This window comes from Bifidobacterium sp. B4142, from assembly GCF_026537325.1.
GTDB lineage: Bacteria > Actinomycetota > Actinomycetes > Actinomycetales > Bifidobacteriaceae > Bombiscardovia.
Window position 1 is genome coordinate 391409 of the sequence record NZ_JAFNMJ010000001.1, and the last position, 22717, is coordinate 414125.

Annotated in this window: 19 protein-coding genes and 1 tRNA gene; 12 read left to right on the plus strand and 8 right to left on the minus strand. The window is 57.9% G+C overall.

Annotated elements, in window-relative coordinates:
• The first annotated feature begins 64 nt into the window (after positions 1-64).
• Entirely contained in the window at positions 65-784 is a 720-nt protein-coding gene (locus J3U06_RS01715) for a hypothetical protein (protein ID WP_267444111.1), read from the plus strand.
• Positions 785-792: 8 nt separating this feature from the next.
• Here J3U06_RS01715 and J3U06_RS01720 read toward each other — a convergent pair whose 3' ends face one another.
• Together J3U06_RS01720 and J3U06_RS01725 are read right to left on the minus strand one after the other, a co-directional pair.
• A complete protein-coding gene (locus J3U06_RS01720) occupies positions 793-1494 on the minus strand; it encodes a LuxR C-terminal-related transcriptional regulator (protein WP_220236221.1) in 702 nt (233 codons plus the stop codon).
• A gap of 98 nt (positions 1495-1592) precedes the next feature.
• The gene (locus J3U06_RS01725; RefSeq protein WP_267444112.1) at positions 1593-2906 is read right to left on the minus strand and encodes an ATP-binding protein; all 1314 of its coding nucleotides are present in this window, start codon (positions 2904-2906) and stop codon (positions 1593-1595) included.
• A gap of 113 nt (positions 2907-3019) precedes the next feature.
• On the opposite strand from J3U06_RS01725, the gene J3U06_RS01730 reads away from it, so the two are divergent.
• Both J3U06_RS01730 and J3U06_RS01735 read left to right on the plus strand, forming a co-directional pair.
• Complete coding sequence (locus tag J3U06_RS01730) at positions 3020-4924, plus strand: PspC domain-containing protein (protein ID WP_267444113.1); 1905 nt, start codon at positions 3020-3022, stop codon at positions 4922-4924.
• Positions 4917-5351 (plus strand): hypothetical protein, encoded by a 435-nt coding sequence (locus J3U06_RS01735; protein WP_267444114.1) that lies wholly within the window; start codon positions 4917-4919, stop codon positions 5349-5351. Before J3U06_RS01730 ends, J3U06_RS01735 begins: the two co-directional genes overlap by 8 nt.
• Here J3U06_RS01735 and J3U06_RS01740 read toward each other — a convergent pair.
• Genes J3U06_RS01740 through J3U06_RS01750 form a run of 3 tightly spaced genes read right to left on the minus strand, consistent with a single transcriptional unit; the run spans position 5301 to position 9613 of the window.
• Entirely contained in the window at positions 5301-6857 is a 1557-nt protein-coding gene (locus J3U06_RS01740) for an alpha/beta hydrolase family protein (RefSeq protein WP_267444115.1), read from the minus strand. The genes J3U06_RS01735 and J3U06_RS01740 overlap by 51 nt on opposite strands.
• 44 nt (positions 6858-6901) lie before the next feature.
• On the minus strand, positions 6902-7558 hold the full coding sequence (locus J3U06_RS01745; protein WP_267444116.1) for a DUF4125 family protein: 657 nt from the start codon (positions 7556-7558) through the stop codon (positions 6902-6904).
• Positions 7559-7570: 12 nt separating this feature from the next.
• A complete protein-coding gene (locus J3U06_RS01750) occupies positions 7571-9613 on the minus strand; it encodes a DUF4037 domain-containing protein (protein WP_267444117.1) in 2043 nt (680 codons plus the stop codon).
• A 293-nt stretch (positions 9614-9906) separates the two neighbouring features.
• Between J3U06_RS01750 and J3U06_RS01755 the strand changes: the two genes are divergently transcribed.
• Positions 9907-10812, plus strand: coding sequence for a zinc-binding dehydrogenase (locus tag J3U06_RS01755; RefSeq protein ID WP_267444118.1), 906 nt, complete (start codon positions 9907-9909; stop codon positions 10810-10812).
• 53 nt (positions 10813-10865) lie between these two features.
• On the opposite strand, the gene J3U06_RS01760 is transcribed toward J3U06_RS01755, so the two are convergent.
• A tRNA-Pro gene (locus tag J3U06_RS01760) sits at positions 10866-10939 on the minus strand.
• 190 nt (positions 10940-11129) lie between these two features.
• Between J3U06_RS01760 and lysS the strand changes: the two genes are divergently transcribed.
• The 4 genes from lysS to J3U06_RS01780 all read left to right on the plus strand — a co-directional run bounded on the left by lysS (position 11130) and on the right by J3U06_RS01780 (position 15539).
• Positions 11130-12704: a lysine--tRNA ligase gene (gene lysS / locus J3U06_RS01765; protein WP_416378927.1), complete on the plus strand. Its 1575-nt coding sequence runs from the start codon at positions 11130-11132 to the stop codon at positions 12702-12704.
• A 34-nt stretch (positions 12705-12738) separates the two neighbouring features.
• On the plus strand, positions 12739-13719 hold the full coding sequence (gene menA / locus J3U06_RS01770) for a 1,4-dihydroxy-2-naphthoate octaprenyltransferase (protein ID WP_267444120.1): 981 nt from the start codon (positions 12739-12741) through the stop codon (positions 13717-13719).
• Positions 13720-13784: 65 nt separating this feature from the next.
• Positions 13785-14732, plus strand: coding sequence for a 1,4-dihydroxy-2-naphthoate octaprenyltransferase (gene menA, locus J3U06_RS01775; protein WP_267444121.1), 948 nt, complete (start codon positions 13785-13787; stop codon positions 14730-14732).
• Positions 14733-14798: 66 nt separating this feature from the next.
• The gene (locus tag J3U06_RS01780) at positions 14799-15539 is read left to right on the plus strand and encodes a phosphoglyceromutase (protein WP_024626731.1); all 741 of its coding nucleotides are present in this window, start codon (positions 14799-14801) and stop codon (positions 15537-15539) included.
• Positions 15540-15712: 173 nt separating this feature from the next.
• Here J3U06_RS01780 and J3U06_RS01785 read toward each other — a convergent pair whose 3' ends face one another.
• The gene (locus J3U06_RS01785; protein ID WP_267444122.1) at positions 15713-17173 is read right to left on the minus strand and encodes a hypothetical protein; all 1461 of its coding nucleotides are present in this window, start codon (positions 17171-17173) and stop codon (positions 15713-15715) included.
• 450 nt (positions 17174-17623) lie between these two features.
• On the opposite strand from J3U06_RS01785, the gene J3U06_RS01790 reads away from it, so the two are divergent.
• Complete coding sequence (locus J3U06_RS01790) at positions 17624-17992, plus strand: hypothetical protein (RefSeq protein WP_267444123.1); 369 nt, start codon at positions 17624-17626, stop codon at positions 17990-17992.
• 190 nt (positions 17993-18182) lie between these two features.
• Here J3U06_RS01790 and J3U06_RS01795 read toward each other — a convergent pair whose 3' ends face one another.
• Positions 18183-19196 carry a LacI family DNA-binding transcriptional regulator gene (locus J3U06_RS01795; protein WP_267444124.1) on the minus strand — a complete coding sequence of 338 codons (1014 nt, stop codon included), beginning with the start codon at positions 19194-19196 and terminating at the stop codon, positions 18183-18185.
• Positions 19197-19530: 334 nt separating this feature from the next.
• Between J3U06_RS01795 and J3U06_RS01800 the strand changes: the two genes are divergently transcribed.
• The 3 genes from J3U06_RS01800 to J3U06_RS01810 are packed head-to-tail and all read left to right on the plus strand — an operon-like array spanning position 19531 to position 22624.
• The gene (locus tag J3U06_RS01800) at positions 19531-20805 is read left to right on the plus strand and encodes an ABC transporter substrate-binding protein (protein WP_267444125.1); all 1275 of its coding nucleotides are present in this window, start codon (positions 19531-19533) and stop codon (positions 20803-20805) included.
• 35 nt (positions 20806-20840) lie between these two features.
• Complete coding sequence (locus J3U06_RS01805; RefSeq protein ID WP_267444126.1) at positions 20841-21716, plus strand: carbohydrate ABC transporter permease; 876 nt, start codon at positions 20841-20843, stop codon at positions 21714-21716.
• Between the two features lie 53 nt (positions 21717-21769).
• Complete coding sequence (locus J3U06_RS01810) at positions 21770-22624, plus strand: carbohydrate ABC transporter permease (protein ID WP_416378754.1); 855 nt, start codon at positions 21770-21772, stop codon at positions 22622-22624.
• Positions 22625-22717 lie beyond the last annotated feature (93 nt).

Here is a 22717-nt window from a genome sequence, read left to right on the forward strand (position 1 = left end):
ATTGACAACATGTCGACTGGAATCTGCCCTAGGCCCTGTAGGTCCAGATGTCTACTCTGGGGACATGGCAAGGCAGCATCAGGAATTCCAACAGGGATCTGGTCAAGGCGTATCGGACGACCTGCCAGGTGAGGATACATCCAGCGATGACCGCTTCGATCTAGCGGCCCCAGGCGGGAGCATCCTCTTCGCATTGCCCGGGACCTTAGTGGATTGGGATCCGCGTCGGGCCCTGGTCGGGCAGTACCCTGACAGTGTGATCGATATGGTGCTGGACCCGAAGGACCCTTGGGGCTTCGCCTGTGTCAGCAGACAGATCAATCTGGGCGTGGACCCGCACCAAGCACTGGCCGACTATGAAACCACTCACGGGCCTGCAGTCGCCTGGGTGGTTCGCGTCTGTCTGGAAAACTACGCCCTGGCAGTGAAGGGCCTGCTTCCCGGAGCGTCGGAGCTGCTGGAGGATCTGCGGCGAGCTGGCCTGGCCCTTTGGGGCCTGGCGGCATCCACTGGTCAGCTGATCGAGTCGGTATCCGAGCTGCTTTCACCGCTCTCTGCCTTGAAAGGTGTCCTGATCTCATCCCAGGAGCATCTGGACCTCTCCGATTCGCTCCTCTATCGTCTAGCCCTGCGCCGTTTCGCCATCAGCCCGGGGCATACGATCTTCGTTGATGCAGACCCTGTGCATGTTGCTGTGGCTGACCGGCTGGGCATGGAAGGGATTGTTGCCCGTGACATCAGCAGTCTGCGTCAGCTTCTTCGCCAGCACGGCGTGGCCTGTTGAGCGGACTTTCAGACGATGCGGCGGTCAGCGGCCCAGCGGGTCAGTTCGGTTCGGTTGGATAGCTGGAGTTTGCGCAGAACGTTGGAGACGTGGGTCTCAACCGTCTTGATGGAGATGAACAGCTCAGAGGCTACCTCGCGGTAGGTGTAGCCGCGGGCGATCAGGCGCATGACCTCCTGCTCGCGTGCGGAGAGCCGATCCAGTTCGTCGTCTTCTGCCAGACCGGTATCTGCGGCCTCGTCCTCCTGGAAGGCGGAGAGCACGAATCCAGCCAGCTTGGGCGAGAAGACGGCGTATCCTTCGTGCACCTGGCGGATTGAAGAAACCAGATCCTTGGCGGAGATTGTCTTGGTCACATAACCACGGGCTCCGGCGCGGATGACCGAGCCGACGTCCCTGGGTGAGTCGGATACGGAAAGTGCCAGAAAGACCGACTGCGGGGAGAGGGGGTGGGAGCGGCTTAAGATTTCGGCGCCTCCGCCGCCCTGGCCACCGGGCACATGCACATCCAGCAGAACCACATCGGGGCGGGTCTGCCTGACCATGAGGATGGAGGATTCCACGTCTGCCGCCTGACCCACGATGTGAAAATGCGGCTGCAGGGTGGTGATGACGCCGGTACGGAACATCTCATGGTCGTCGACGACGGCTACGCGAATGTTTGCGGACCCATCCTCGGCTTGATGGGGCTCTGCTGCAGTCGTGGTCATGGGCGTGGTTCAGCCCGCCTTTCCCGACGCGGGTCCTCAAGTGCGGGTGGGATCGGACCGGCATGCGTCTGTGAATGAATGGTTCACCATGCATCCTATCATTGCTCGGCATCAGTCCCTTTTTCAGCTCGACCAACCTTGCCCTCCTGGTGCTGGCTGGCTTCGGACAGCGGCATGTGCATCCTGACCTCGGTGCCCCAACCAGGACGGGAGACGATCTCGACCCTGCCGCCCCGCCGACGAATCCGGCCGATGATGGACTCTCGGATTCCCAGGCGATCAGCTGGAATCGCATCCATATCAAAGCCCGAACCGTGGTCGCGCACGTAGACTTCGACCTGATTCCTGCGCGCCTCGCAATACACGGAGATGGGTTCACCGCCGTGGGTGACGGCATTGACCAGGGCCTGCCGGGCCGCGTTAAGCAGGGCATCGGTCTGGGCGCAGGGCATGGCATCGCCCACGGTGACCACCTCGATCGGCTTGCCGGATTCGTCCTCCACCTGCGCGGCTATCTGGCTCAGCCCTGTGCTGACTGACCGATCCGAGGGAGTGCGTTCCTGATAGAGCCAGTTGCGCAGATCGCGCTCCTGGGATCGAGCCAGGGTGAAGACGGTATGCGGGTCGTCGGCATGCAGCTGAATCAGGGCCAGGGTCTGCAGAACGCCATCGTGCAGGTGGGCTGCCATATCGGCCCGCTCCTCCTCGCGCTCCTTCATGGCGCGTTCGTCGCCCAGCTGACTGAGGATTGAGCCGATCCAGGGCACGACCACTGCGGTCACGCCCACAAGAAGCAGACCGGCCAGGACTATCAGGGTCAGAGCCCAAGACAATTCCTGTGTGGATAGCAGGAAGATCACTGCTGCCGACAGGATCAGAGCCAGGCTGCCGATCAGGGCCGACAAGTGGTAGCCGGCTCCTTGGCTTTCCGGCCTCAGCCAGGCCAGGACCAGTCCGGCACAGAAAAGCAAGCAGGGGACGACCAAGGCGGGACGCATGCCGCTCTTGAGCAGAATGACCGCAGACAGGAGGAGGATGATGCCCAGGCCTGCCAACAATCTGGTTATCCGCCCGGGGGTGATGCTGCGATTCTCCTTTTGATCTGACTGTTCAGTCAGGATGCTGGGCGCCAGCGGGGCCGACCGCGGGTCATTCGACTGGATTGCCTGGGTGGGATCGCCCTGGGGCAGCGTCAGCCAAAGAAAGCAGTAAACCACGCAGGTGATCATTTTGGGAGCCAGGAGCACCATGAGCAGGCGGATCCAGAAGACGGGAATACCCAGGTGCAGGCTGATGCCCTTGCAGACTCCGCATAGAATCCTGCCCTTATGCGGCCTCATCAGGGGCATGCGCGCAGGGTGCAGAGGAGGTGGTTCCCTCAACGTTTGTTCTTCCTGCATGGGTGCGTTCATGCCTCCATTATTGTTTCCCGAGGGTACCGATAGGGCAATAAGCGGAAGGAATCAGGGTCCAATCAGGGTGTTCCCCCATAAGATTTGCGCTCGCTGGGTGCTGTAATGAAGATATGAGTAGCGAGATGAACGGCAATGGCCCCGATAATGGTTGGCAGTGGAAGTCCGACAGGTTCTTCCGCGCCTGTAGAGAGTCCTATCTGATCCGCGACCAAGGATGGATCGGCGGTGTCTGCGTAGCCTTGGCCCGTCGGCTGGGCTGGAGCGTGACCCTGGTCAGAGCGCTGATGATTCTGGCGGTCTTTCTCTTCGGCGCCGGTGCCGCCTTTTACGGTTTTGCCTGGTTCGTCTTGCCGGACCGGCGTGGGGTCATCATCGCCCAAGAGCTGATTCACGGGATTTGGCACGCTTCCATGGTGGGTATCATCATTTATTGGCTGCTGGCCATTCTGATTCCTGGAGTCGGACTTTTTTCCTTGGCTTTGGGCGCGCTGATCCTGTTTCTTCTTATCCGGTGGAGCCGCAATAAGGCCCTGCAGCATCAAAGAGATTACGGGAGTGGGCCGAATGCAGACAGACCGGTTTCGGGTGATCCTTGGATGATGGGACCGCAGTATTCGCAACGCCCGCGCGGTGCGGATCCGCGATGGCATTCGAGTCAGCCTGAGTATCCGAGCTTTTCGGGGTATGAGGGATACCAGGATTACACAGGCACACAAAGCAATACACAGTCAGCGAGCAATCCGGGTTCGGAAGGATACAAGGACCAGCCAGAGCATTCCGATTCGTATGGAACTTGGGGACAACAAGGGGATGTGACCTCTTCTGGACCTTTTTTCGGGACAGAGGATTCGGCAAACACTGGCAGCGATTCGAATAATGCGCAGGGTGGGGAGAATCCCATTGCCGGTGCACCTTCCGGAGGCTGTATGGAGACAGACGGTTCTGCAGAACGCGCCGGGGACATGATTCAGCCGGACGGATTCGGCGCCTGGCCGGGCTATGGCGCAGCTGGATCATTCTCGGCTGGGCCAGGAATGGTCGGTAATGGTCCGTCAGTTCCGCCCAGGGTGCGGCGCCGCCCTGCCGGACCTGTGCTGGTCAGTCTGTTGTCGGGGCTGATCCTGGTCTCTGGAGCGGCAGTCTGGTTGATGGCCACGAATCCCTATCGCGGGGTGAATGCGGCCTTGATCTATGCCCTGATATGGGCTGGAGGCGTCACGCTGATCCTGGGAGTGGTCATCCTGATCCTGGGCTTGATGGGTCGCAGGGCGGGAGGGCTGACACCAATTGCTCTGGTGGCATGCCTGGTCGTCATCAGTCTGGGCATCGGTTCGGCCGTGGCAGGCATTGAGCAGAGACAGAACCGCAGGGTCATGGCCGACTATGCCGCTATTCGAGTCAACGGAGGCAATCATGGGCGCACGCTGGGAGCAAGTAGCAGCGACATGAGGGGTTACCACCGTGGCATCAAGCTGGTCGGCGACCCGCACGATCAGGGAAGCGCCGTCATCGACCTTACTGGCTACGAGCACGAACACGGCACCCACCGGGTCCAGGTGATGGCTGATGCGGCGAGTACGGTCTCAGGCTGCCCGACCGGCACAGTCCGACTGGCGGTGGTCTATGCTGATGTCCGTCTACTCATTCCTAAAGGATGCAGCCTGTTCTACCGGGAGCATTCCGACCTCTACAGGGTCTTTGGGTCAGGCGTGGGCGACTGGATAACCCAGACTGATCGGGGAAGCTGGATGTGGTGGGGCGATTCGTTGCCATCAGCTGAACGACGCGATTGGGAGGAAGACCTGCGAGCCACCCAGGAGGATCAGCAGCATATGCCTGACCAGCCTGAGTTGATCGTCGACGCCAGTCTATTGACGGGTGGCCGGGTAACTGTACAAGCCCGCGGGAGCGTCACCCAGCCGGAGCGGGCGCAGGCCGACAACGGACCAATCAGCAAATATTGGGATTACGGCTACCACGCCTGGTGGCAGGAGGAGGATCAGGAAGATGACTGACAAGCAACAATTAGGAGAAAGCCAGCCGCTGGATCCTCAGGGTCGGAACACCACGGCCATGCCGACCGCTACCCAATCGGGACAGGCGCATGACACGCAGACGCCCCCGCCGATATACCAAGTCCGGATGCAGCCGCCGGAACCGGTCCGTCCGAGCGGCCCCAGCGTTCCCACTATCATTTTGGGTGTCCTGGTCGGACTTCTGGCTCTGGCTATGCTGGCCTTGGGATTAGTCTTTCTGCGTTACGGTCCGTACCTGACCATGACCATACCCTGGCAGCGGATTCTGCCTTTCATTCTGATCGGACTGGGCGTGGTTCTGATTGGCGTGGCCATATTGTGCTGGTTGGCATCATCAAAGCGTACCCGCCAGGATTCAAACCGCCAGGACGTTCCAGAAGATCAAGCTGCCAAGGATGGCCAGTGACCCCAGCAGGGTCAGAGCCAGTGTCAGCCAGTGGCCAGCCCCTGCCACAGCTGGCTCTTTGTCGGATCGGCTGACGATAGAAGTCATGGTGCTCGCCAAGAGCATGGTGAGCACCAGGCAGAGGACCGACAAGAAGGGCCAGCAGGATGTCATTACTGAGGACAGATGGACCAGGCCGAGTGCCTGACGGACCGTAGTAAGGGCATAGGCCAGCAGGGCCGTCATCAGTCCTGCGGCGAGCAGGGCCAGTGACCAGAGCCGTCCCGTCAGGCCTTTGCTGAAACCGGGCCGTTCTCGGTCATTCTGCCGCGCTCGCAGATGTGAGCTCAAAGCTCCGATTAGAGCAGACACCAGGGCGGCAGCCAGCAGACAGGGGCCGCTGGCCATCAACATCAACAGGGCAGTCAATGAGGAAAGGAGCCCGGCGTCGGTGCGATCAGGTACCCGATTGAGCTGGCGGGGCTGGCTGCCGGCAATCATGGGAGTGGACCACTGGTCGGCCTGGGTGCCCTGTGCTACAGCATTGATCCAGTCTTCCAGATTATGGGTATATCGAGGTTCCAGGGGCAACCCGGCCTTGGCCAGCCTGCTGCCGGTGCGGATCTGATGGTTGGTGGGGTAGTAGCGCAGGGTTACGTTGTCGTTGCCGCTTGCATGGGTTCTGCGGATGATCTCGCGCGCCCCCTGCTCGACCGGCATGGAGACATCCATAGTGCCGAAGTTGATCATGACCGGCATATGCAGCTTATCCAGATAGGGCAGGGAGGGGAAGTCGGCGTATTCCAGGCCCAGAAGGGACAGGTCCATGCCCATGAGCCTAGGTATCACGTTGCGGATCCCCTTGGGTGCGCCAATCAGGTCCAAGTAGTTGGTGGCCGCCATGGCCATCTGCCGCCGCCCCGGGTAGACGGGAGGCGAGGTCAGGACGGAAAAGGCGATGCTGGGATCCTTGGCGGTCATGATGGTCGATATCCAAGTGCCCTCGGACTCGGCGTACAGGCCCACTTTGGCCGGATCTACGCCTGGCCAAGAGCGCAGACGGCTAAGGGAACGCCCGTAGTCTGCGGCCATGGCCTGATAATCACGGTGGAAAGCGGTATAGGTGTCCAAGCGCTTGTCGGGCACCAGGGTGGTGATGCCGGCTGAGGCCATGGCTGAAGCCAGGTCGCCATACACCTCGGAGGATTTGCCTGTTCCGGCACCATGAATGAACAGACAGGCTGGTCCGGTGCCCTTTCGGTCGCTTGGCTCTCTGACGATGGCTTGGACACGAACTTCTCCATCCAGAGTGATCCTGATCTTCCGTTCCCTGACTGGGTGGGTGCCCTCAGGGGTAGTGGGGCCCAAACTCGAGGCGACGGCAGTGGAGCGGGTCGAGACCTGCAGATGGTCGCGGTAGGGTTCCACCTGCCAGTCCGGCGTCATGGCTTGGCCCAAAAGAAGCATGACCAGCAGGATGACCACAAAGGAGGCGGCAGTTAAGCCCGCCCTTTTCAGCTTTTGCACCCGTCAACTCTACCCGACCGCTCGACTGGTTGCAGAGATGGACCTTATGATCGTGGTTCAGGTAGTCGGTCCTGGGCCTGTTCGGCCTCGTCCAGGGTCTCAAAGCCGTTCATCTGCACCGTGGCCAAAATGGTTTCCTCGGTGAGATTGCCGCCCCGGGCCTCGATCTGGGCCACCATGGACTGGTAGAGGTCCAGTGTTCGGGCCGAGTAGGTGCCGAGTTCGCCACGCAGGTATGTTTCGAAGGAGGTGGTCTCCGGCGTGTCTTCGCTGGTGCGCAGGACCCGCATCTCCTGACCTAGGCGGGGGTAACGCTCGCTGAAGCTTTTGGCCCAGGCCACCTGCTTTTTGATGATGCGCTCCTGCTGCTCCTGGCGATCCAGGCCCAGCCTGGGCAGGTAGGGGGCGATGGTGTCGTGGTACTGGTCCGGGGCTGTGGATTCCATCATCCGACCGTACTTCTCGGTCAACAGGTTGCGCCCCTCTTTGTCGGCCTGGTCCAGGTCGTCCGCATAGCTGGACAGCAGGGGATGCGGCCAGGTCAGAAACTGGCTCAGGCGCATCTGGTGGAACATGGGCCAGTTGCCCTGACAGTTGGCCGGACCTCCCTCATTGTTGACCTGCTGGAACTGTTCCCATTCGTGGTGGACGATCCGCTCGCGCAGAGATCCCTCATCCTGGCATTGCTCGTCGTTTGCCATCCTCGGCTCCTTTCAGATGCTGTGCAGAATCGGATCCTCGCTAGAGATGTGGGCTTCGACATAGGGGCGCTGCCATTCCAGGAAGGTTTCCGGGCTGTTGGTCAAGCCTTCGGCTTGCAACTCTTCTACGATTCTTGCGCAGATGGACTCCACAAGTTTGGTGACGCGTTCGGCGGCCGGTCGGGATCCCTTGCCGCCTTCGCCAAAGCCTTGCCCCCCGTAGCAGGCAGCCGAAGCCAGGCGCAGGATGTCTTCCAGTTGCTCGGTCAGATCGGACAGTCTGGTGGCCATTCGTCCGCTCAGTCGCCGCAGGGCCGCGAAGGTCCACTTGTAGTAGGGCAGATACCCGACTGTCAACGGATTGTTGATCAGGAAGATCAGGGAGGCACAGGCCTGCACGAATTCGTTGATTGACAGCATGGCTGCAGCCCCGTCGCCCCGTTGCAGACTCCGCGGCAGGTTGTACTGGCCTGCCTGGGCGATCATGCCCAGCCGACGGGAGATTAGGCAGAATCGCACATCGTCGGGCATCGCCTTGAACCCCTGCCGGGTGGCCAGCATCTGTCCTAGAGGATCTGCGAAAATCCTGCCGTTGGTGGCCGCCGCCAGCGTCGCCTCGTCCAGGAGCAGCCACTCGTGGGAGTGATCCTCCGGGGGCGCCTGCCGGTAGCCGGTCAGGGATTCGAAGAAGGCGCCGATCTCGAAGACGCCTACGCGCCGGTTGCTTCCTTTTGCTCTGACGCTGTCGGTCCGCGCACCGAACCCCATGAACTCAGCGGGCAGGGTCTCATAGTCCTTCTGCAGCTGGTCGCCAATGGCCTGGTAATCCTCGCTGGTCAGCCACAGACAGAAGCCCGGGCCGAAATCATGGTCTCGGGAGATGGCATCGTCAAACCCATAGCAGTCCGAGCCATGGCCCATCAAGCCCACGGCAATCCTGCCGCGATATTGAGGGTAGCGTTCCTCCAGCATGGGGCGACCCACCTGCTCCCAGTAGGCCTTGGCCAGATCCAGCCCTTGAATATCCGGGCGGGAGTCATGCCGATCGTTGTCATCGTTCTGGTACCTGGTCTTCGGCTGGCTGGATGCTGCTTCGCCAGTCTGATCGGATAGATCTTTGTCCCTGGCCTCTTCGGCTGCGTACTGGGCCTGGTCCAGATTGGCCTTTGTGACCTGGTAGTAATCGCTGCCCTTGCCGTACCGGTCCTCAATGATGGCCAGGGCCTTGCGGTAGGTGTCTGCCGACTGGCTGAAACGACCGGTCATGTAGCAGACCTGGGCGAAGCCTGCCAGGGCCGAGGCATAGTGTGCGCTGTTCTCCAGGTGGCCGGTTCGATAGATGTCCAGGGCGGTGCGGGCCTGGTTCCAAGCCTCTTGCAGAGCCTGCGGATTGTCCTTGCTCTGCATGAGCAGGAGGGCAAGATTGGTGTGGGTGGAGGCCAGATCCAGATCCCGGGAAGGATCAATACTGGAATTCTCCAGGATGCCCATGGCCCGGCGCAGCTCTTGCTCGGCCTTGTCGGGCCGGTCGGTTTCGCTGTAGAGCATGGACAGGTTGTTGTGCAGGGCGGCCAGTCGTCTGTCAACAGGCTTCAAGGTCTTCTGCGCAGAAGCCAGGGCCTGCTGGTAGAGGTCCTCGGCCTGATCATACTGCTTGGCGGCGCGCAGGCCGGTGGCCGCGTTGATCAGGGTTGTGGTCCAGGAATCGGTGCCCTCGATCTGCATTTGGGTGGCCAATTCGATGGCTTGATGTATAACTTGCAAATTCTCCGAATGCCTGCCCTGCGAACGATAGAATCCCATAGTCTCGTTGAGCACGGTCAAAAGACCTGCATTGTCATTTGCGTTCTTTGCAACCGCCAAGGCTCTGTGAAGGTAGGGTTCGGCTTCTTCCCTGGCCCCTCCTCTTTTGAAGATCCCGTCCAACCCGTCCAGGAAGGACTTGCTGTCAAAGCTTCCATCCGGCAGCACATATGTTGCGGCGCCTCCTATGGAGAATCGAACCTCCTTCAGATTTTTTTCGTCAGTGTGGTCCTTGACCTCTTTGCCGTTCATTTGGCTCCCTCGCTTCGACACGGTTGTATCCAGCTGCGGCAGGTGCCGGATGCGATTTGTGCTTCTTGATGAATCCTTCTCAATCTTACGGCCTGCGGGCTTCTCTGGCGAGGCAGATGTGCGTCGGATAGGTCACGTGCAGGATAGGGTGCAAAGAGCTCGTTTTGACTGCCCGATGAAAGAGGCATAGGTTGAAAAAGCGTAGATCGCAATATTCAACCGCAATTTTCATAGGAAAGCAGGTAATGCACATGCAAGGATGGATGTTTACCGAGACAGGGAAGCCGCTGGAAATGGTGGACCTTTCAGACCCGGAGCCTGCAGATGACGAGGTGGTGATTGAGGTCAAAGCGGCTGGGCTGTGCCATACCGATGTCGGAATCCTGCACGATCCTGCCTGGATGCCGCTGATTTCTGCGCCGGTCATTCTGGGCCACGAGAACGCAGGGATCATCAGATCCGTAGGGGCGGCGGTGTCCGGATTCAAAGTTGGTGATCGTGTCGGCGTATCTCCCCAGGATAGCGTCACAGGCAAGACTGTGGGGGCGCAGCGTAACGGGGGGTATGCCGATCTGATGGCCGTTCCTGCGCGTCAGCTGGTCCCCCTTCCCGATGAGGTCTCCTTTGAACAAGGCGCTGCTGCGACCGATGCGGGAATGTCGTCCTACCATCCCTTGTTCGTGGTCGGCGGAGCAAAAAAGGGGATGACCGTGGGCATCATTGGAGCGGGTGGTCTGGGGCAGTTCGCCATAAACATGGCCCTCATAGCTGGGTGCCATGTGTGTGTGGCTGACACGAGTCCCAAGGCGCGCGAGTGGGCCAGGGACCTGGGGGTCGATGATGTGCACGAACAGGTTGCTGACCTTCACGCCGATAAGCCTGAGCTCATCGTTGATTTCGCCGGCTTCGGCGCGACCACAAATGATGCAATTGCGGCTGTCAGGGACGGCGGAACTGTTGTTTTGGTTGGTATGGGGCGGCTCCAGACAACTATCGACACCCGGCCCCTGATACTCGGGAACATTGCTCTTCGGGGCAACTCTGGCGGCACTCCGGAGGACATCGCCAACGTTTACCGGTTCTTCCAAACCGGCAAGATGAAGCCGTCCTTGTTTGACACGACCTTCGACAGGATCCCCGAAGGTCTGGAGCAGCTGCGCAATGGCGGTGTGACAGGACGCCTCATAGCTCTCAGATAGTCAGCAAAGAATAAAGGCAGGCGCCTAGGCGCCTGCCTTTATTCTTTGCCATGTCGGGGTAGGGGGATTTGAACCCCCGGCCTCTTCGTCCCGAACGAAGCGCGCTACCAAGCTGCGCTATACCCCGCGACATGTGATGATTTTACACGGAGGGGTGATACAAGACCATTCGGCGTGGCGGTTAGGCGCATTCGAGCGGATACTGTATCGGCTTTTGCGTACACTGGTAAACTATGAGCGAGAGTAGCGATAGCGCAGATAACCTTTATGAGCAGGAGTCTGGTGACAACGGATTGGGCACCATCCGACGTGCTCAGATGCTGTTGGAACAGGACAAAGCCATTGCGGACCGGGTTGATGCCGGGGTCAGCCCCGAGGAGGCCATCGACTCCAGCAATAAGGAGTTCGGCACCCAAGCGCATCCCGAACAGGTGCGCATGCGCGTGGCCAAGAGGGCGCTCATGCTCAAGGAGGGCGTCGAACCCTACCCGGTCCATCTGGATGTAACCGATCGCATCGAGGATGTGCGCCGCAAGTATCAGGACCGCCTGGAGCCAGGCCAGGAGACCGAGGATGTGGTTGGCATCGCCGGCAGGGTACTCTTCCTGCGCGACGGCGGCGGCCTCTGCTTCGTTCAGCTGGCGGCGGGCGACGGCACCCGCATCCAGGGCATGATCTCCAAGCGTGAGATTGGCGCTGATTCTCTGAAGCGGTTCAAGCAGCTGGTCGACCTCGGCGATCACCTATACCTGCGCGGCCGCGTGGTCGCCTCCAAGACCGGCGAGCTCTCCGTCTTCGCCACCGAGTGGAACATTGCAGCCAAGGCACTGCAGCCACTGCCTGCCCTTCACAAGGAACTGACCGAGGAGCAGCGTACCCGCAAGCCCTACCTGGCCATGATCGCCGATGAGGATGTGCGGGCCATGGTCCGCCGCCGTTCCAAGGCCGTCTCCTCCCTGAGGCGTACCTTTGAGGACCACGACTTCATGGAGGTCGAGACCCCCATGCTTCAGACTGTGCATGGCGGCGCTGCGGCCCGGCCATTCACCACCCATATGAACGCCTTCGACATCGACCTCTACCTGCGCATCGCCCCTGAACTCTTCCTCAAGCGCTGCTTGGTTGGTGGCATTGAGCGGGTCTTCGAGATCAACCGTGACTTCCGCAATGAGGGCGTGGATGCCACCCATGCCCCGGAGTTCACCATGTTGGAGGCTTATCAGGCCTACGGTACCTACGACACCATCGGAGAGCTGACCAAGGAGCTGATCCAGAAGGCGGCCATGGCTACGGCGGGATCGCTGAAGGTGACCCTGCAGGATGGCAGCCAGTACGACTTCGGCGGGGACTGGCGCCAGATCAGCATGTATGAGTCTCTTTCCGAGTCCCTGGGCGAGGAGATCACCCCACAGACCAGCGTGGACCATCTGCGGACCATCGCTGACAGACTGGGCCTGGAGGAGGAGCCGGCTGAAAACCACGGCAAGCTTGTCGAACACCTCTGGGAGCACTTCTGGCAGGACAAGCTGTACGAGCCGACCTTCGTGCGTGATTTTCCTGTCGAGACCTCGCCCCTGGTCAAGGCCCACCGCACCAAGCGGGGTGTCGTTGAGAAGTGGGACCTTTATGTTCGCGGGTTCGAGCTAGCAACGGGCTACTCCGAGCTGAACGATCCGGTGGTCCAGCGGCAGCGGTTCGTCGAGCAGGCCAAGATGGCCAGCCGCGGCGATGTCGAGGCCATGGACATTGACGAGGACTTCCTGGAGGCCCTGGGCGTAGGCATGCCTCCCGCTGGTGGCATGGGCATGGGCATCGATCGTCTGCTGATCGCCCTTACCGGCGCATCCATCCGCGAGACCATCACCTTCCCCCTGGTCAAGCCGCTGATCTGAGTCAGCCTGAGATGATAGCAGGAGAGGGACGGTCATGAATATCAGGCTGTGGGTGGATGGTATGCGTCCCAGAACGCTGCCTGCCTCGGTGGCGCCTGTCTGCGTGGGCGCTTCGGCTGCACTCTTGGAACGGTCACGGCTTCTGGAACAGTGCACCAGCTCATGCTCGCCCACGCCTGTCGACCCCGCCCTGAAGGCGGCCACACCGGGACGGTTGGCCTTGATCGTTATCTTGTTGGTCCTGCTCGCCCTGTCTATGCAGATTGCAGCCAACTTTGCCAATGATTATGCCGATGGTGTTCGCGGCACTGATTCCGGTCGTGGCGGCGAAGAGGTCGTCTCCGGCAGACCGAGGCGTCTGGTGGCCGCCGGCGTGCCGCCCAGGAAGGTGCTTTACGCCACCATGATCTCGGCGGCCTTCACCTGTCTGATGGGTCTGGCAGTCATGGCGCTGACCGGTCACTGGTGGATGATTCTGGTTGGAATCTGCTGCCTGGTCGCCGGCTGGTGTTACGTGGGCGGCCCGCATCCATACGGCTACCACGGGCTGGGTGAGGTCAGCGTCTTCATCTTCTTCGGTCTGGTGGCCACCCTGGGCACTGAGTACTTTCTCATAAATAGGGTTGATGTCGCCGGCATCCTGGGCGCCTGCGCCTGCGGACTCAATGCCGTGGGCCTGCTCATGCTCAACAATTACCGGGACCTGGATGACGACTGTCGTGCCGGCAAGCACACATACGCGGTTCTGGTGGGAGCGCACGCAGCGGCTATTTCCATTTACTTGGTCTACATCCTGAGCTTGGTTCTGGGCCTAATCCAGTTCGTTCCGGCTGTCATGCGACGTGGCCTGCCCGGCTTTCCTCTTGTGCTGGTCCTCCTGCCAGTGGCCGCTGTCTTCCTGCTGATCTGCCGAGCCTTTGCCCGTGGCCAGGTGCCCAAGGCCTTCGGCATGGCAGGCAAGGGTACCCTGGTCTCAGCCCTATGCTGGTCGGCGGGACTGCTCCTGCAGCTGTGAAATCTTGGCCCTCTCGTAGGAGAGTAGCCCGACTTTCGAGCGATTAAGTGCATAATCAGGCAATCATGTTTATCACACTTCATGAATACAAGGACGCACTGCGGCCCTCGGCATTGCTCTGCTCGCCCACGCCGGTTCTGATCGGCACGGCGGTGGCACTGCGGCAGCTGTTCAACCAAGGGCTGGTGCCGGATGCGCGCTTCTGGCTGATCGTCCTCTTATGCTGTCTTACTGCTGTATTCATTCATAGCACCTGCAATCTGGCCAATGACTATTTCGACGGCATCAGAGGTACTGACGAGGGCCGGAGCAGCCTTTCGGCCGCAGGCGCTGACGGCTCGGTGCCCGATCTGCCCAGAAGAGGGGTGGCTGGTGGCGTGGAGCCTCGCAAGGTCCTGCTGTCTGCCTACCTCAACATCCTTATGGCCTGCCTGTCCGGTCTGATTCTCTGCTGGGTGACTGGCCACTGGTGGATGATCCTGGTCGGCATCTTCTGTCTGCTGGGAGCCTGGTTTTACACGGGAGGCAAACACCCCTACGGCTATAGGGCCATGGGCGAACTGAGCATCATGATCTTCTTCGGCCTGGTGGGCGTGCTGGCCACCCAATACCTGGAGACCGGCGGCATCGACCTTCACGGGTTCATCGGTGCCTTGGTCGGCGGTCTTGTCTGCATCCCCGTTCTGGAGATCAACAACTATCGGGACATTGACGCGGACCCTCTGGCCGGCAAGTACACGCTGTCTTCATTCATCGGAGCCAAAGGCACGCTGATTCTGATGGGGTCCTGCTATGCCCTGGCTGTGATCCTGGGTGTGTTCGAGTCATGGTCCCTGTCTGACGGCCTCCTTGCAGAGGCCTGGCCCCGCCTGCTCTGCCTGCTGCCTATCCTGATCCTGGCCATTGCCACCGCAGTGGCCAGCTGCCGGAACCACTTCAGCAGGGCGTTCGCGCTGTCGGGCTATACTGATCTGCTGACAGGGTTCTGCTGGCTGGGTGTATGCCTGCTTTAAGTGGTCGCTCTGCAAGGGAAGCTGTAGGTCTCCAAACAGTCCCTCTTAGGTCTTAGAATTCTTAGTATGACCTACAAACTAGTATTGCTCAGGCATGGCCAGAGCGCATGGAACAACACCAATCAATTCACCGGCTGGGTGGACGTCCCGCTGACCGAGCAGGGCGAGCAGGAGGCTCGTAAGGGCGGCAAGCTGCTCAAGGATAAGGGTGTTCTGCCCGACATCGTCTTCACCTCACTGCTGCGCCGCGCCATCAACACCGCCAACATCGCCTTGGACGAGGCAGACCGCCTTTGGATCCCCGTCAAGCGCGACTGGAGGCTGAACGAGCGTCACTACGGAGCATTGCAGGGTAAGAACAAGACCGAGATCCGCGAGAAGTACGGCGACGAGAAGTTCATGCTCTGGCGTCGCTCCTATGCCACCCCGCCGCCCGAGATCGACCCTGACGACGAATACTCGCAGTCCCATGACCCACGGTATGCTGGAGCGCCTGTGCCTCGCGCCGAGGCGCTGGCCAACGTGGTCAAGCGCGTCACCCCCTACTGGGAGAGTGACATTGTCCCGGAACTCAAGACCGGCAAGACCGTCCTGATCGCTGCCCACGGCAATTCCCTGAGGGCCATCGTCAAGATGCTCGACAACCTGACTGAGGACGAGATCGCCAAGGTCAACATCCCCACGGCCATCCCCCTGGTCTACGAGCTGGACGAGAACTTCAAGCCCATCAAGCCTCGCGGCGAGTACCTGGATCCGGAGGCCGCCGCCGCCGGTGCTGCTGCTGTGGCGGCCCAGGGCCAGAAGTGAGATCTTTTAGATAGATTTATCCGATGATGTGAGTCGGACTTTGAATGCAGAGCATCCAAAGTTATTGAGGTGGCGTCGTCTCCTTTTGTGGAGGGCGTCACCTTTTCGTGTTCCTAATACTTTTTCAGACGGGAAAGGGCGGGAACAATGCTCTCGTTCCTGCGTGCGGGTGCCTATCTGGTCTTTATGGCCAAGGCGATACTTTGCCCAGGCTCGACTTGCTCCTCCACGCCGACTGCGGAGCCATCGTGAAGATGGATGACGCTGGCTTGGTATCGTCTGCTCTGGCCGTTGAGCGTGGCATCTTCCAGCATGGTGTTCGGTTGCATGGCAATTTGCAAATAGGCATGCAGGGGTTCATCGGTTCTGTTCGTGAAACGAAGCGTATCGTCTTCTTGCTCGAAATCGACCTGGCCGTCGCAGAAGGCCAGGTCTTTCCAGCTAAAGCGGCGCCAGGGCGTGTAAGGAGCGATTCTGATGCTGCGGGCGTCCTGGTCGCATTCGACTCCCATGATGTCGTGCAGGAAGAAACTGACGAATTCACCCGCACACCAGCCGCACTTGCCCAGGCCACGTTTCACCTTGGTAGGTTCTTGCTCAGCATGCTCGAAGGGCCACCACCAGAAGGACCCCTCCAGATCGGTGGTTCTGCGCAGCTCAAGCAAGGCATCTCTGAGTTCTTCTCGAGTATTCGCCCTGCAGAGGCCATGGATCTGGCCGGGATAGGTAATTCCGTTGCTGTCGTCAAAGTCCCAGAAGTCGATGCCGCCCGTAATCGGGGCATAATACGGGTCTCTGATGCTGTGGGCCCATCTGGCGTGGTTGCGTATGCGCTCGTCGTCACGGCTGGTGAATCCATAAACTGAGGCAAGGGTCAAGTCGCTTTCCTCTCCGTCATGGACGCCGATGATGCTCCCGTCCCTATTGGCTCCTTCCACATACATGGGCCGGCCATCAATGCTGCAGACGCATTTCTGGTCAAGCGACTGGCGAAGTTCATCGGCTATCTGTTTCAGCTGTCTTGTCTGATCGGCATCCAGAAGATCCGGGAAGTCCTCGGCCATGACCGTGGCTGCCTTCCAGGCCAGTATGTTGGACCCGGTATGGTAGTCGCCGCGTGACGGCCCGTCCGAAATGTAAAGAGTCTCATAAAGCTGTCCTTGCTCAGGTCGTTCGGCGATAAGATCAGCGGCCAGCCTACGAACGTATTGGGTGAATGTACTTTGGTCCACGGTGAATGTCTTGCGGCCATGACGATGAACCAACATGGAAGCCAGAACTGCAGCGAGGCAGGAATTGCCCAAGGAGTGTTCGAATCCGCTGGCTTCGGGGTGCATTCTGGACTCGCGTTCCCAAGCATGGTCGGGTATGCCATACTGCGCAAGGAATTCGATCATGGGATTGGCCAGGTCAGGGTCGCTGTCGACCAGACCCATGGCGCAGTAACCGAAGTCTCTGGTCCATACGTCGGGGAGTGGGTTGGCGTTGGATCCCCAGAATGAGCCAGCCGCCTTGCCGTCTGCCAGGAGGAGGAGGCTTTGTCGGGCTAGTTCCGCCGACCGGGTGATGAGCTCGCCATACCATGGGTCTTCCAGAATCTGCACCTTGCCTAAGCTGCCCTTACGGGCTTTCAAGGTAACGTTCAGAGCTTTCCGGCATTCCTGGATAGAGTTAAATATCTGAAGGTTATCCTCTTGCTCCGAAAAATCGAAGACACTGGCCACGCTCCGACTTTCTCCTGGAGCAAGTCGGAGCGTGGCCTTGCATGTGTCGCGCGCGATAGGACTGTCTGATTCACCCAGAAGATTGGATTTCAAGGGTAAAAGTTCTGTGCCATCCTTGCCCCGCGTTGACGACAGATTAAATACGTTTACGTCTAAAGACGTCGTTCCCCTATTGATGAGCCGACAAAGCTGAATCAGGCACAAAGGTCTGCTGGCGCCTTTCTGGGGCACGAAGACGATAGTCTGGCTGTGCAAATCGCTTATTGATGCATCGAAGACTGGTACTAGGTCGTCTATGAAGCTAAGCGCCGGTGATAGACATTGACGGTTCAGGCATCTGATCTGCATTCCAATGTGCCCTTGGCAGAAGGCCAGCTTTTTGTACACATAGACACCGGGAATGGTCTTGCCTCGCATATCCTGGCGCCCTACTGCAACAACCGCGCGTCGCACCTGTCCAGTCCTGTCCAGGGCAGCCAGAAGACGATTGTTGGAGATGTCGACGCTGAAAGGATAATCAGTGTATCTGCCCAGGTCGTACTCCATGACTGTATCGTCAGGCCATTCGAGGCCTGCGGCGGCAAAGAAGCTTGCACGGTTGCCAGCGGCACCCTTTGCATCGAATCCCATCAAGGTTTTCTCTGTTTTGGTTTCTTGTTGATCCGAGGTTGGCAACGGCATCAACTGCTCCTTTCAGCAAGTTTGCGGGACGCGGGTATCGCTTCATAAGCATGATCAAGGGCCCATCCATGTTCATGGAGTCCATATGGTTACATCCATGCTCCCAAGCATATGATAACGTATACATCAGCAAAGGCCAAAGACCTTATGAGCCTGCTGCCGCATCATGTGCTTCGAATGGTTTGGATTGTGAGGATTGGGCCTATGAAAAGTCGGCTCTTGATATGGCAGCTGAGAGTCAGCGCTCCGGAGGGGCGGTTGTGCTGCGAACGGCCAGGAATGATGGCTGAATTTGCACGCACGTGTCAGGGTTCTCGCCCTCTAGCAATTTGAGAAGCGTGTGAGCAGATGACTTTCCCATCTCATAGGGATCCTGATGAATAGTGGTCAACCCGATCTCACGGGCGTAAGTCGAATCGTCGAAACCTGCAATCGAAACATCTCGGGGGATTGCGCATCCCGAACGCTGCATGCAGAAAAGCAGAGGAAGGGCGTATTCGTCATTCATGCAGATTATGGCTGTTGGGCACTGGTCCAACCTGGACAGCTGGGATAAGGCGAAATCCGCTCTGGTGTCGTCCTTGGGAGCATACACGACTGTGGGGTTCACCCGATCTCCTAGCTCGGAGCATATAGAGCGGAATGCCTGCAGACGTGTCTGACCGTTCCATTTGAAATGTTCAGTCTCCGGATCCAGACAGACATAGGCGATTTTGCGATGCCCAAGGTTGACCAGATGGTCGATGACCAGTTTCATGCAGCTGGTCTCATCTATGCCTATGGTTGCCGAAAATTCAGGAATTGGCTCAGTGTTGATCCCAATAAGCGGGATGCCTGTCGTGGCTAATTTGTCGGCCTCTGTGCATGGTATTTGGAAAGAGACCACAAGCACAGCATCAGCATTGCGTTTGATAGACATATCCGAAAAGAATGCATGGCGTTCCTGCTCATCCGAAACGGCGTATAGAGCGATATCATACCCTGCGTCATGAAGGACGGAATTGAGGCCAGCCAAAACATGCGAGTCATACCAGGAGTCCAATTCTCCGCCAGTCAGGAAGGCGATTCGTGCCGACTTGCCTGATTTCAACGCTGAAGCAGATCGTGAAATGGTGTAGTCCAGGTCCTGTGCGACTTTGAGGACTTTTTCCCTTGTTTGTGGGAGAACCTTGTCGGGGAGTGTGAAAGTACGGGACACCGTTGCTATTGAAACCCCGGCACGATTTGCTACGTCTTGAATGGATGCGCTCACAATGCCCTCCTGTTTTCGCTAGGGCTTTTGCCTGCAAGATTTTATCATAGCTGCTCAAATGATGGATACGTATACATCATTTATTCATTTTTTCAAGAGAGACTTGTTTTGTACGAGGTTTATAAAGCCAGGTTTAAACGTAATATAAAGAAAGCTAGCTGAATGGCCGGGCTATTAAAGAACTTGCAGGGGGATAATTTGCGTGCTAACGTTTACATCAACTGGCCGAAATGTCAATGATGATTTCTGCATATCCCATTTTGACTGGTTTAACCACAGGTCGAGCCGTCTTATTGCAGCGTGACGGCTTGAACGGGGCAGAGGAGAAACGTCAATGAAGATGAAGAGAAACACATTTGTGCGCATGCTTGCGACAGTTCTTACTGTCGTGGCTCTGGCACCTCTGTCGGCATGCGGTGGATCCGGAGGCGTCAATGTGACGACGCTCAGCTTCTTTCAGACCAAACCAGAGGCGGTGGAAGACTACTCCAGGATTATCGCGGACTTCGAGAGACTGCATCCGGATATCAAAGTGGTACAGAATCAGGTCTCTTCAGCCGACACAGCCTTGAGAGCTCTTCTGGTCAAGGATCGCACGCCTGATGTCATAGCGTTGAATCCCAACGGAAGCATGGGAAAGATGGCCAAGGCAGGGGTATTTTATGATTTTAGCGACACGCCTATAAGGCACAGGATCCGCCCGGTCATGCAATCTGTGATCAATGGGTTGGGACGAGACGGCAAGCAAATAAATATTGTGCCTTATGCCGGTAACGTATGCGGCATCACTTATAACATCGATTTGTTCAAGCAGCATGGCATCAAGGTGCCCAAGACCTGGAAGGATCTTGAGCAGACAGTTGCCATTCTGGAAGCCGACGGCGTTGCCCCTTTCATTGGCACATTGGGCGACCCCAATCGCGTTTCAACGCCTTTCGACGGTCTGGCTCCTTACTACGACAACAACGGGTTCTGGGACAAAATGCGTGCCGAAGGTAAAAAGGTAGGGCCGGATTCGCCCGTTTCCTTCCAGAAAAACTTTAAACCTTTAATGAAACGGCTCTATTGGATTTACCAACATTCGACTGAAGACGTGAGAACCATGACATACGAGGACGGAACTTCCGCCTTCGCTCGTGGTAAGGGAGCCATGCTCCTGGCAGGGAACTGGTCAATGGCGCCGGTCCTGCAGATCAATCCGAAGATGCACGTAGGCTTCTTCCCCTATCCCACGGACAAGGCCGACAAAGCCATTCTCGTCTCTGGCGGAGATGTAGCGATCACCATGGGTGCACATCCCAAGCATGAGAAGGAATCCATGGCCTTTATCAACTATCTGTACTCGGACGAAGTTCAGCGTCGTTTCGTCAAATCACAACAGCTTATTCCTTCGCTCTCGTCTATTCCCGTGGACGAGAATCCGGCCATGAAGCCGGCCAAATATTGGATAGATTCTGGCAGGATCCAGGGATACGCGGATCACCAGATCCCCTCCAGCATCAGCTACAACCCGATATTGAATAAAGCCATGCTGGACGGCGACCTGGACTCGGCCCTCACCACACTCGACAAAGAGTGGGGCAAGGTTGCGGCCAGAACCATCGAGTGATCGGAGACAAACGCATGACTATGACACAGACGAGAGTGGCCACAGGCACTCACCGGAATCGTCGATTTGCTGAGACCACTTATTACTGGATGGTATGGCCTTTTATCATCCTTTTCGCCATCTTCCACACCATCCCCATGCTGGCCGGCATCTTCTTCAGCTTCACCAACTATGCCGGTTACGGAAAATGGCACATGGTAGGTTTTTCGAACTACGTCAATCTATTTGGGGATGACAGGGTTCTCCACTCATATTTGTTCACAATTTTCTTTTCACTGGTGGCTACAATCCTGACCAATGTCATTTCCTTGGCGATTGCGCTGGCCCTGAATGCCCGGATCAAGGCTAGGAACCTGTTCAGGGGCATCTTTTTCATTCCCTACGTGCTGTCCATGCTAATCATCGGATATGTCTTCCAATTCTTCTTCTCCAAGTCAGTACCGAAGATTTTCTCAGCAGTTCCTCTGCTCAGGGATAACGTCCTGACCAATGAGCACTGGGCCTGGGTGCCTATCGTTATCGTGACGGTATGGCAGGCTTGCGCTTTTGCGATCATCATCTACCTGGCTGGCCTGCAGACTATTCCTGTCGATATCTATGAGGCGGCTTCGCTTGATGGAGCCACAGGGTTTAAGGCCTTCAGGTCCATTACATTGCCGCTGATCATGGGCTACGTAACCATAAACGTGGTGCTCAATATCAAGAACTTCATGCAGGCATTCGATCAGATAGTGGCCTTGACCGATGGTGGGCCAGGTATGGCTACTGAATCGGTGACTCTGCAGATTTATCAGGGTGGATTCACGGGCGGCGAATTTGCCTACCAGTCCGCTGATGCAGCCATTCTCTTCCTGATCATCACTTTTCTTTCACTCGTACAGCTTCGTTACCTTAATCCAAAGGAGGATTAAGCGCCATGACCTCCAGTCAAGTTATGAATGCCATTCCGGCAAAGTCTTCAGGCATGAATTCACATACACAAAACGGTCATGGGAGGCATTTCCATAGGGTCAATTGGTGGTTGACAGCCCTGGTGGCGGTATGCTCATTGACTGTTCTTGTACCGCTGTATTTTGCAGTGGCGGTCGCGCTTAAGAGCCCTGAACAGCTGGCTAAGGGGACGGGCTTTGAATGGCCCAATCCAGTGCATTGGGGCAATTTTGCGCAGGCCTGGGTCCGAACCAATTTCCCCAGGGCGCTTATGAACACGGCCATGATCACGGTGTGTTCAGTTGTGCTGACTCTGCTGACCAGCTCAGTCTTGGCCTACGCACTAGCCCGGAATATGCACAGGCCCTTTTTTAAGATCGCTTACTACTACTTCTTGGCAGCCATGTTCATCCCGTTCCCTATCGTGATGCTCCCGGTTGTCAAAGAAACAGGATTGCTCGGTCTTGATAACCAAGCAGGGCTGATTGTGCTGTATACGCTGTACGGGTTCTCGATGAACATCTTTCTGTATACGACTTACCTGCATTCCATTCCCATGGAGTTGGAAGAGGCTGCTCGGGTTGATGGGGCATCGACTTGGAGGGTGTTCTGGCAGATTATTTTCCCGCTTCTCATGCCGATGAATGCAACCGTAGGAATTCTGACCTGCGTATGGGCATGGAACGACTTCATCATGCCGTTGGTGGTACTTACGGACCCTGGTGCCAGGACCCTGCCATTAGCTCAGTATGTATTTCAGGGGCAATACAACACCAATTACACGGTAGCCTTCGCTTCCTACCTGATGGCTATGGCTCCCTTGCTGATCGTTTATATATTCTCTCAGCGGTGGGTCATCTCCGGAGTGGTGCGCGGCTCTGTAAAATAGGCGACTCTGGGTTCAACACCACTCGAGCATAAAAGAGGAACGGCCCCACCACCCGATCGATTAACTGTCAAGCAGTAGGTCGTTCCTTTGTCG

Coding starts and splice junctions, on each gene's coding strand:
- J3U06_RS01725 (WP_267444112.1), bottom strand. CDS start 2,906: ATGAACGCACCCATGCAGGAAGAACAAACGTTGAGGGAACCACCTCCT.
- J3U06_RS01800 (WP_267444125.1), top strand. CDS start 19,531: ATGAAGATGAAGAGAAACACATTTGTGCGCATGCTTGCGACAGTTCTT.
- J3U06_RS01750 (WP_267444117.1), bottom strand. CDS start 9,613: ATGAACGGCAAAGAGGTCAAGGACCACACTGACGAAAAAAATCTGAAG.
- J3U06_RS01730 (WP_267444113.1), top strand. CDS start 3,020: ATGAGTAGCGAGATGAACGGCAATGGCCCCGATAATGGTTGGCAGTGG.
- J3U06_RS01715 (WP_267444111.1), top strand. CDS start 65: ATGGCAAGGCAGCATCAGGAATTCCAACAGGGATCTGGTCAAGGCGTA.
- J3U06_RS01810 (WP_416378754.1), top strand. CDS start 21,770: ATGAATTCACATACACAAAACGGTCATGGGAGGCATTTCCATAGGGTC.
- menA (WP_267444120.1), top strand. CDS start 12,739: ATGAATATCAGGCTGTGGGTGGATGGTATGCGTCCCAGAACGCTGCCT.
- menA (WP_267444121.1), top strand. CDS start 13,785: ATGTTTATCACACTTCATGAATACAAGGACGCACTGCGGCCCTCGGCA.
- J3U06_RS01780 (WP_024626731.1), top strand. CDS start 14,799: ATGACCTACAAACTAGTATTGCTCAGGCATGGCCAGAGCGCATGGAAC.
- J3U06_RS01755 (WP_267444118.1), top strand. CDS start 9,907: ATGGTGGACCTTTCAGACCCGGAGCCTGCAGATGACGAGGTGGTGATT.
- lysS (WP_416378927.1), top strand. CDS start 11,130: ATGCTGTTGGAACAGGACAAAGCCATTGCGGACCGGGTTGATGCCGGG.
- J3U06_RS01735 (WP_267444114.1), top strand. CDS start 4,917: ATGACTGACAAGCAACAATTAGGAGAAAGCCAGCCGCTGGATCCTCAG.
- J3U06_RS01720 (WP_220236221.1), bottom strand. CDS start 1,494: ATGACCACGACTGCAGCAGAGCCCCATCAAGCCGAGGATGGGTCCGCA.
- J3U06_RS01745 (WP_267444116.1), bottom strand. CDS start 7,558: ATGGCAAACGACGAGCAATGCCAGGATGAGGGATCTCTGCGCGAGCGG.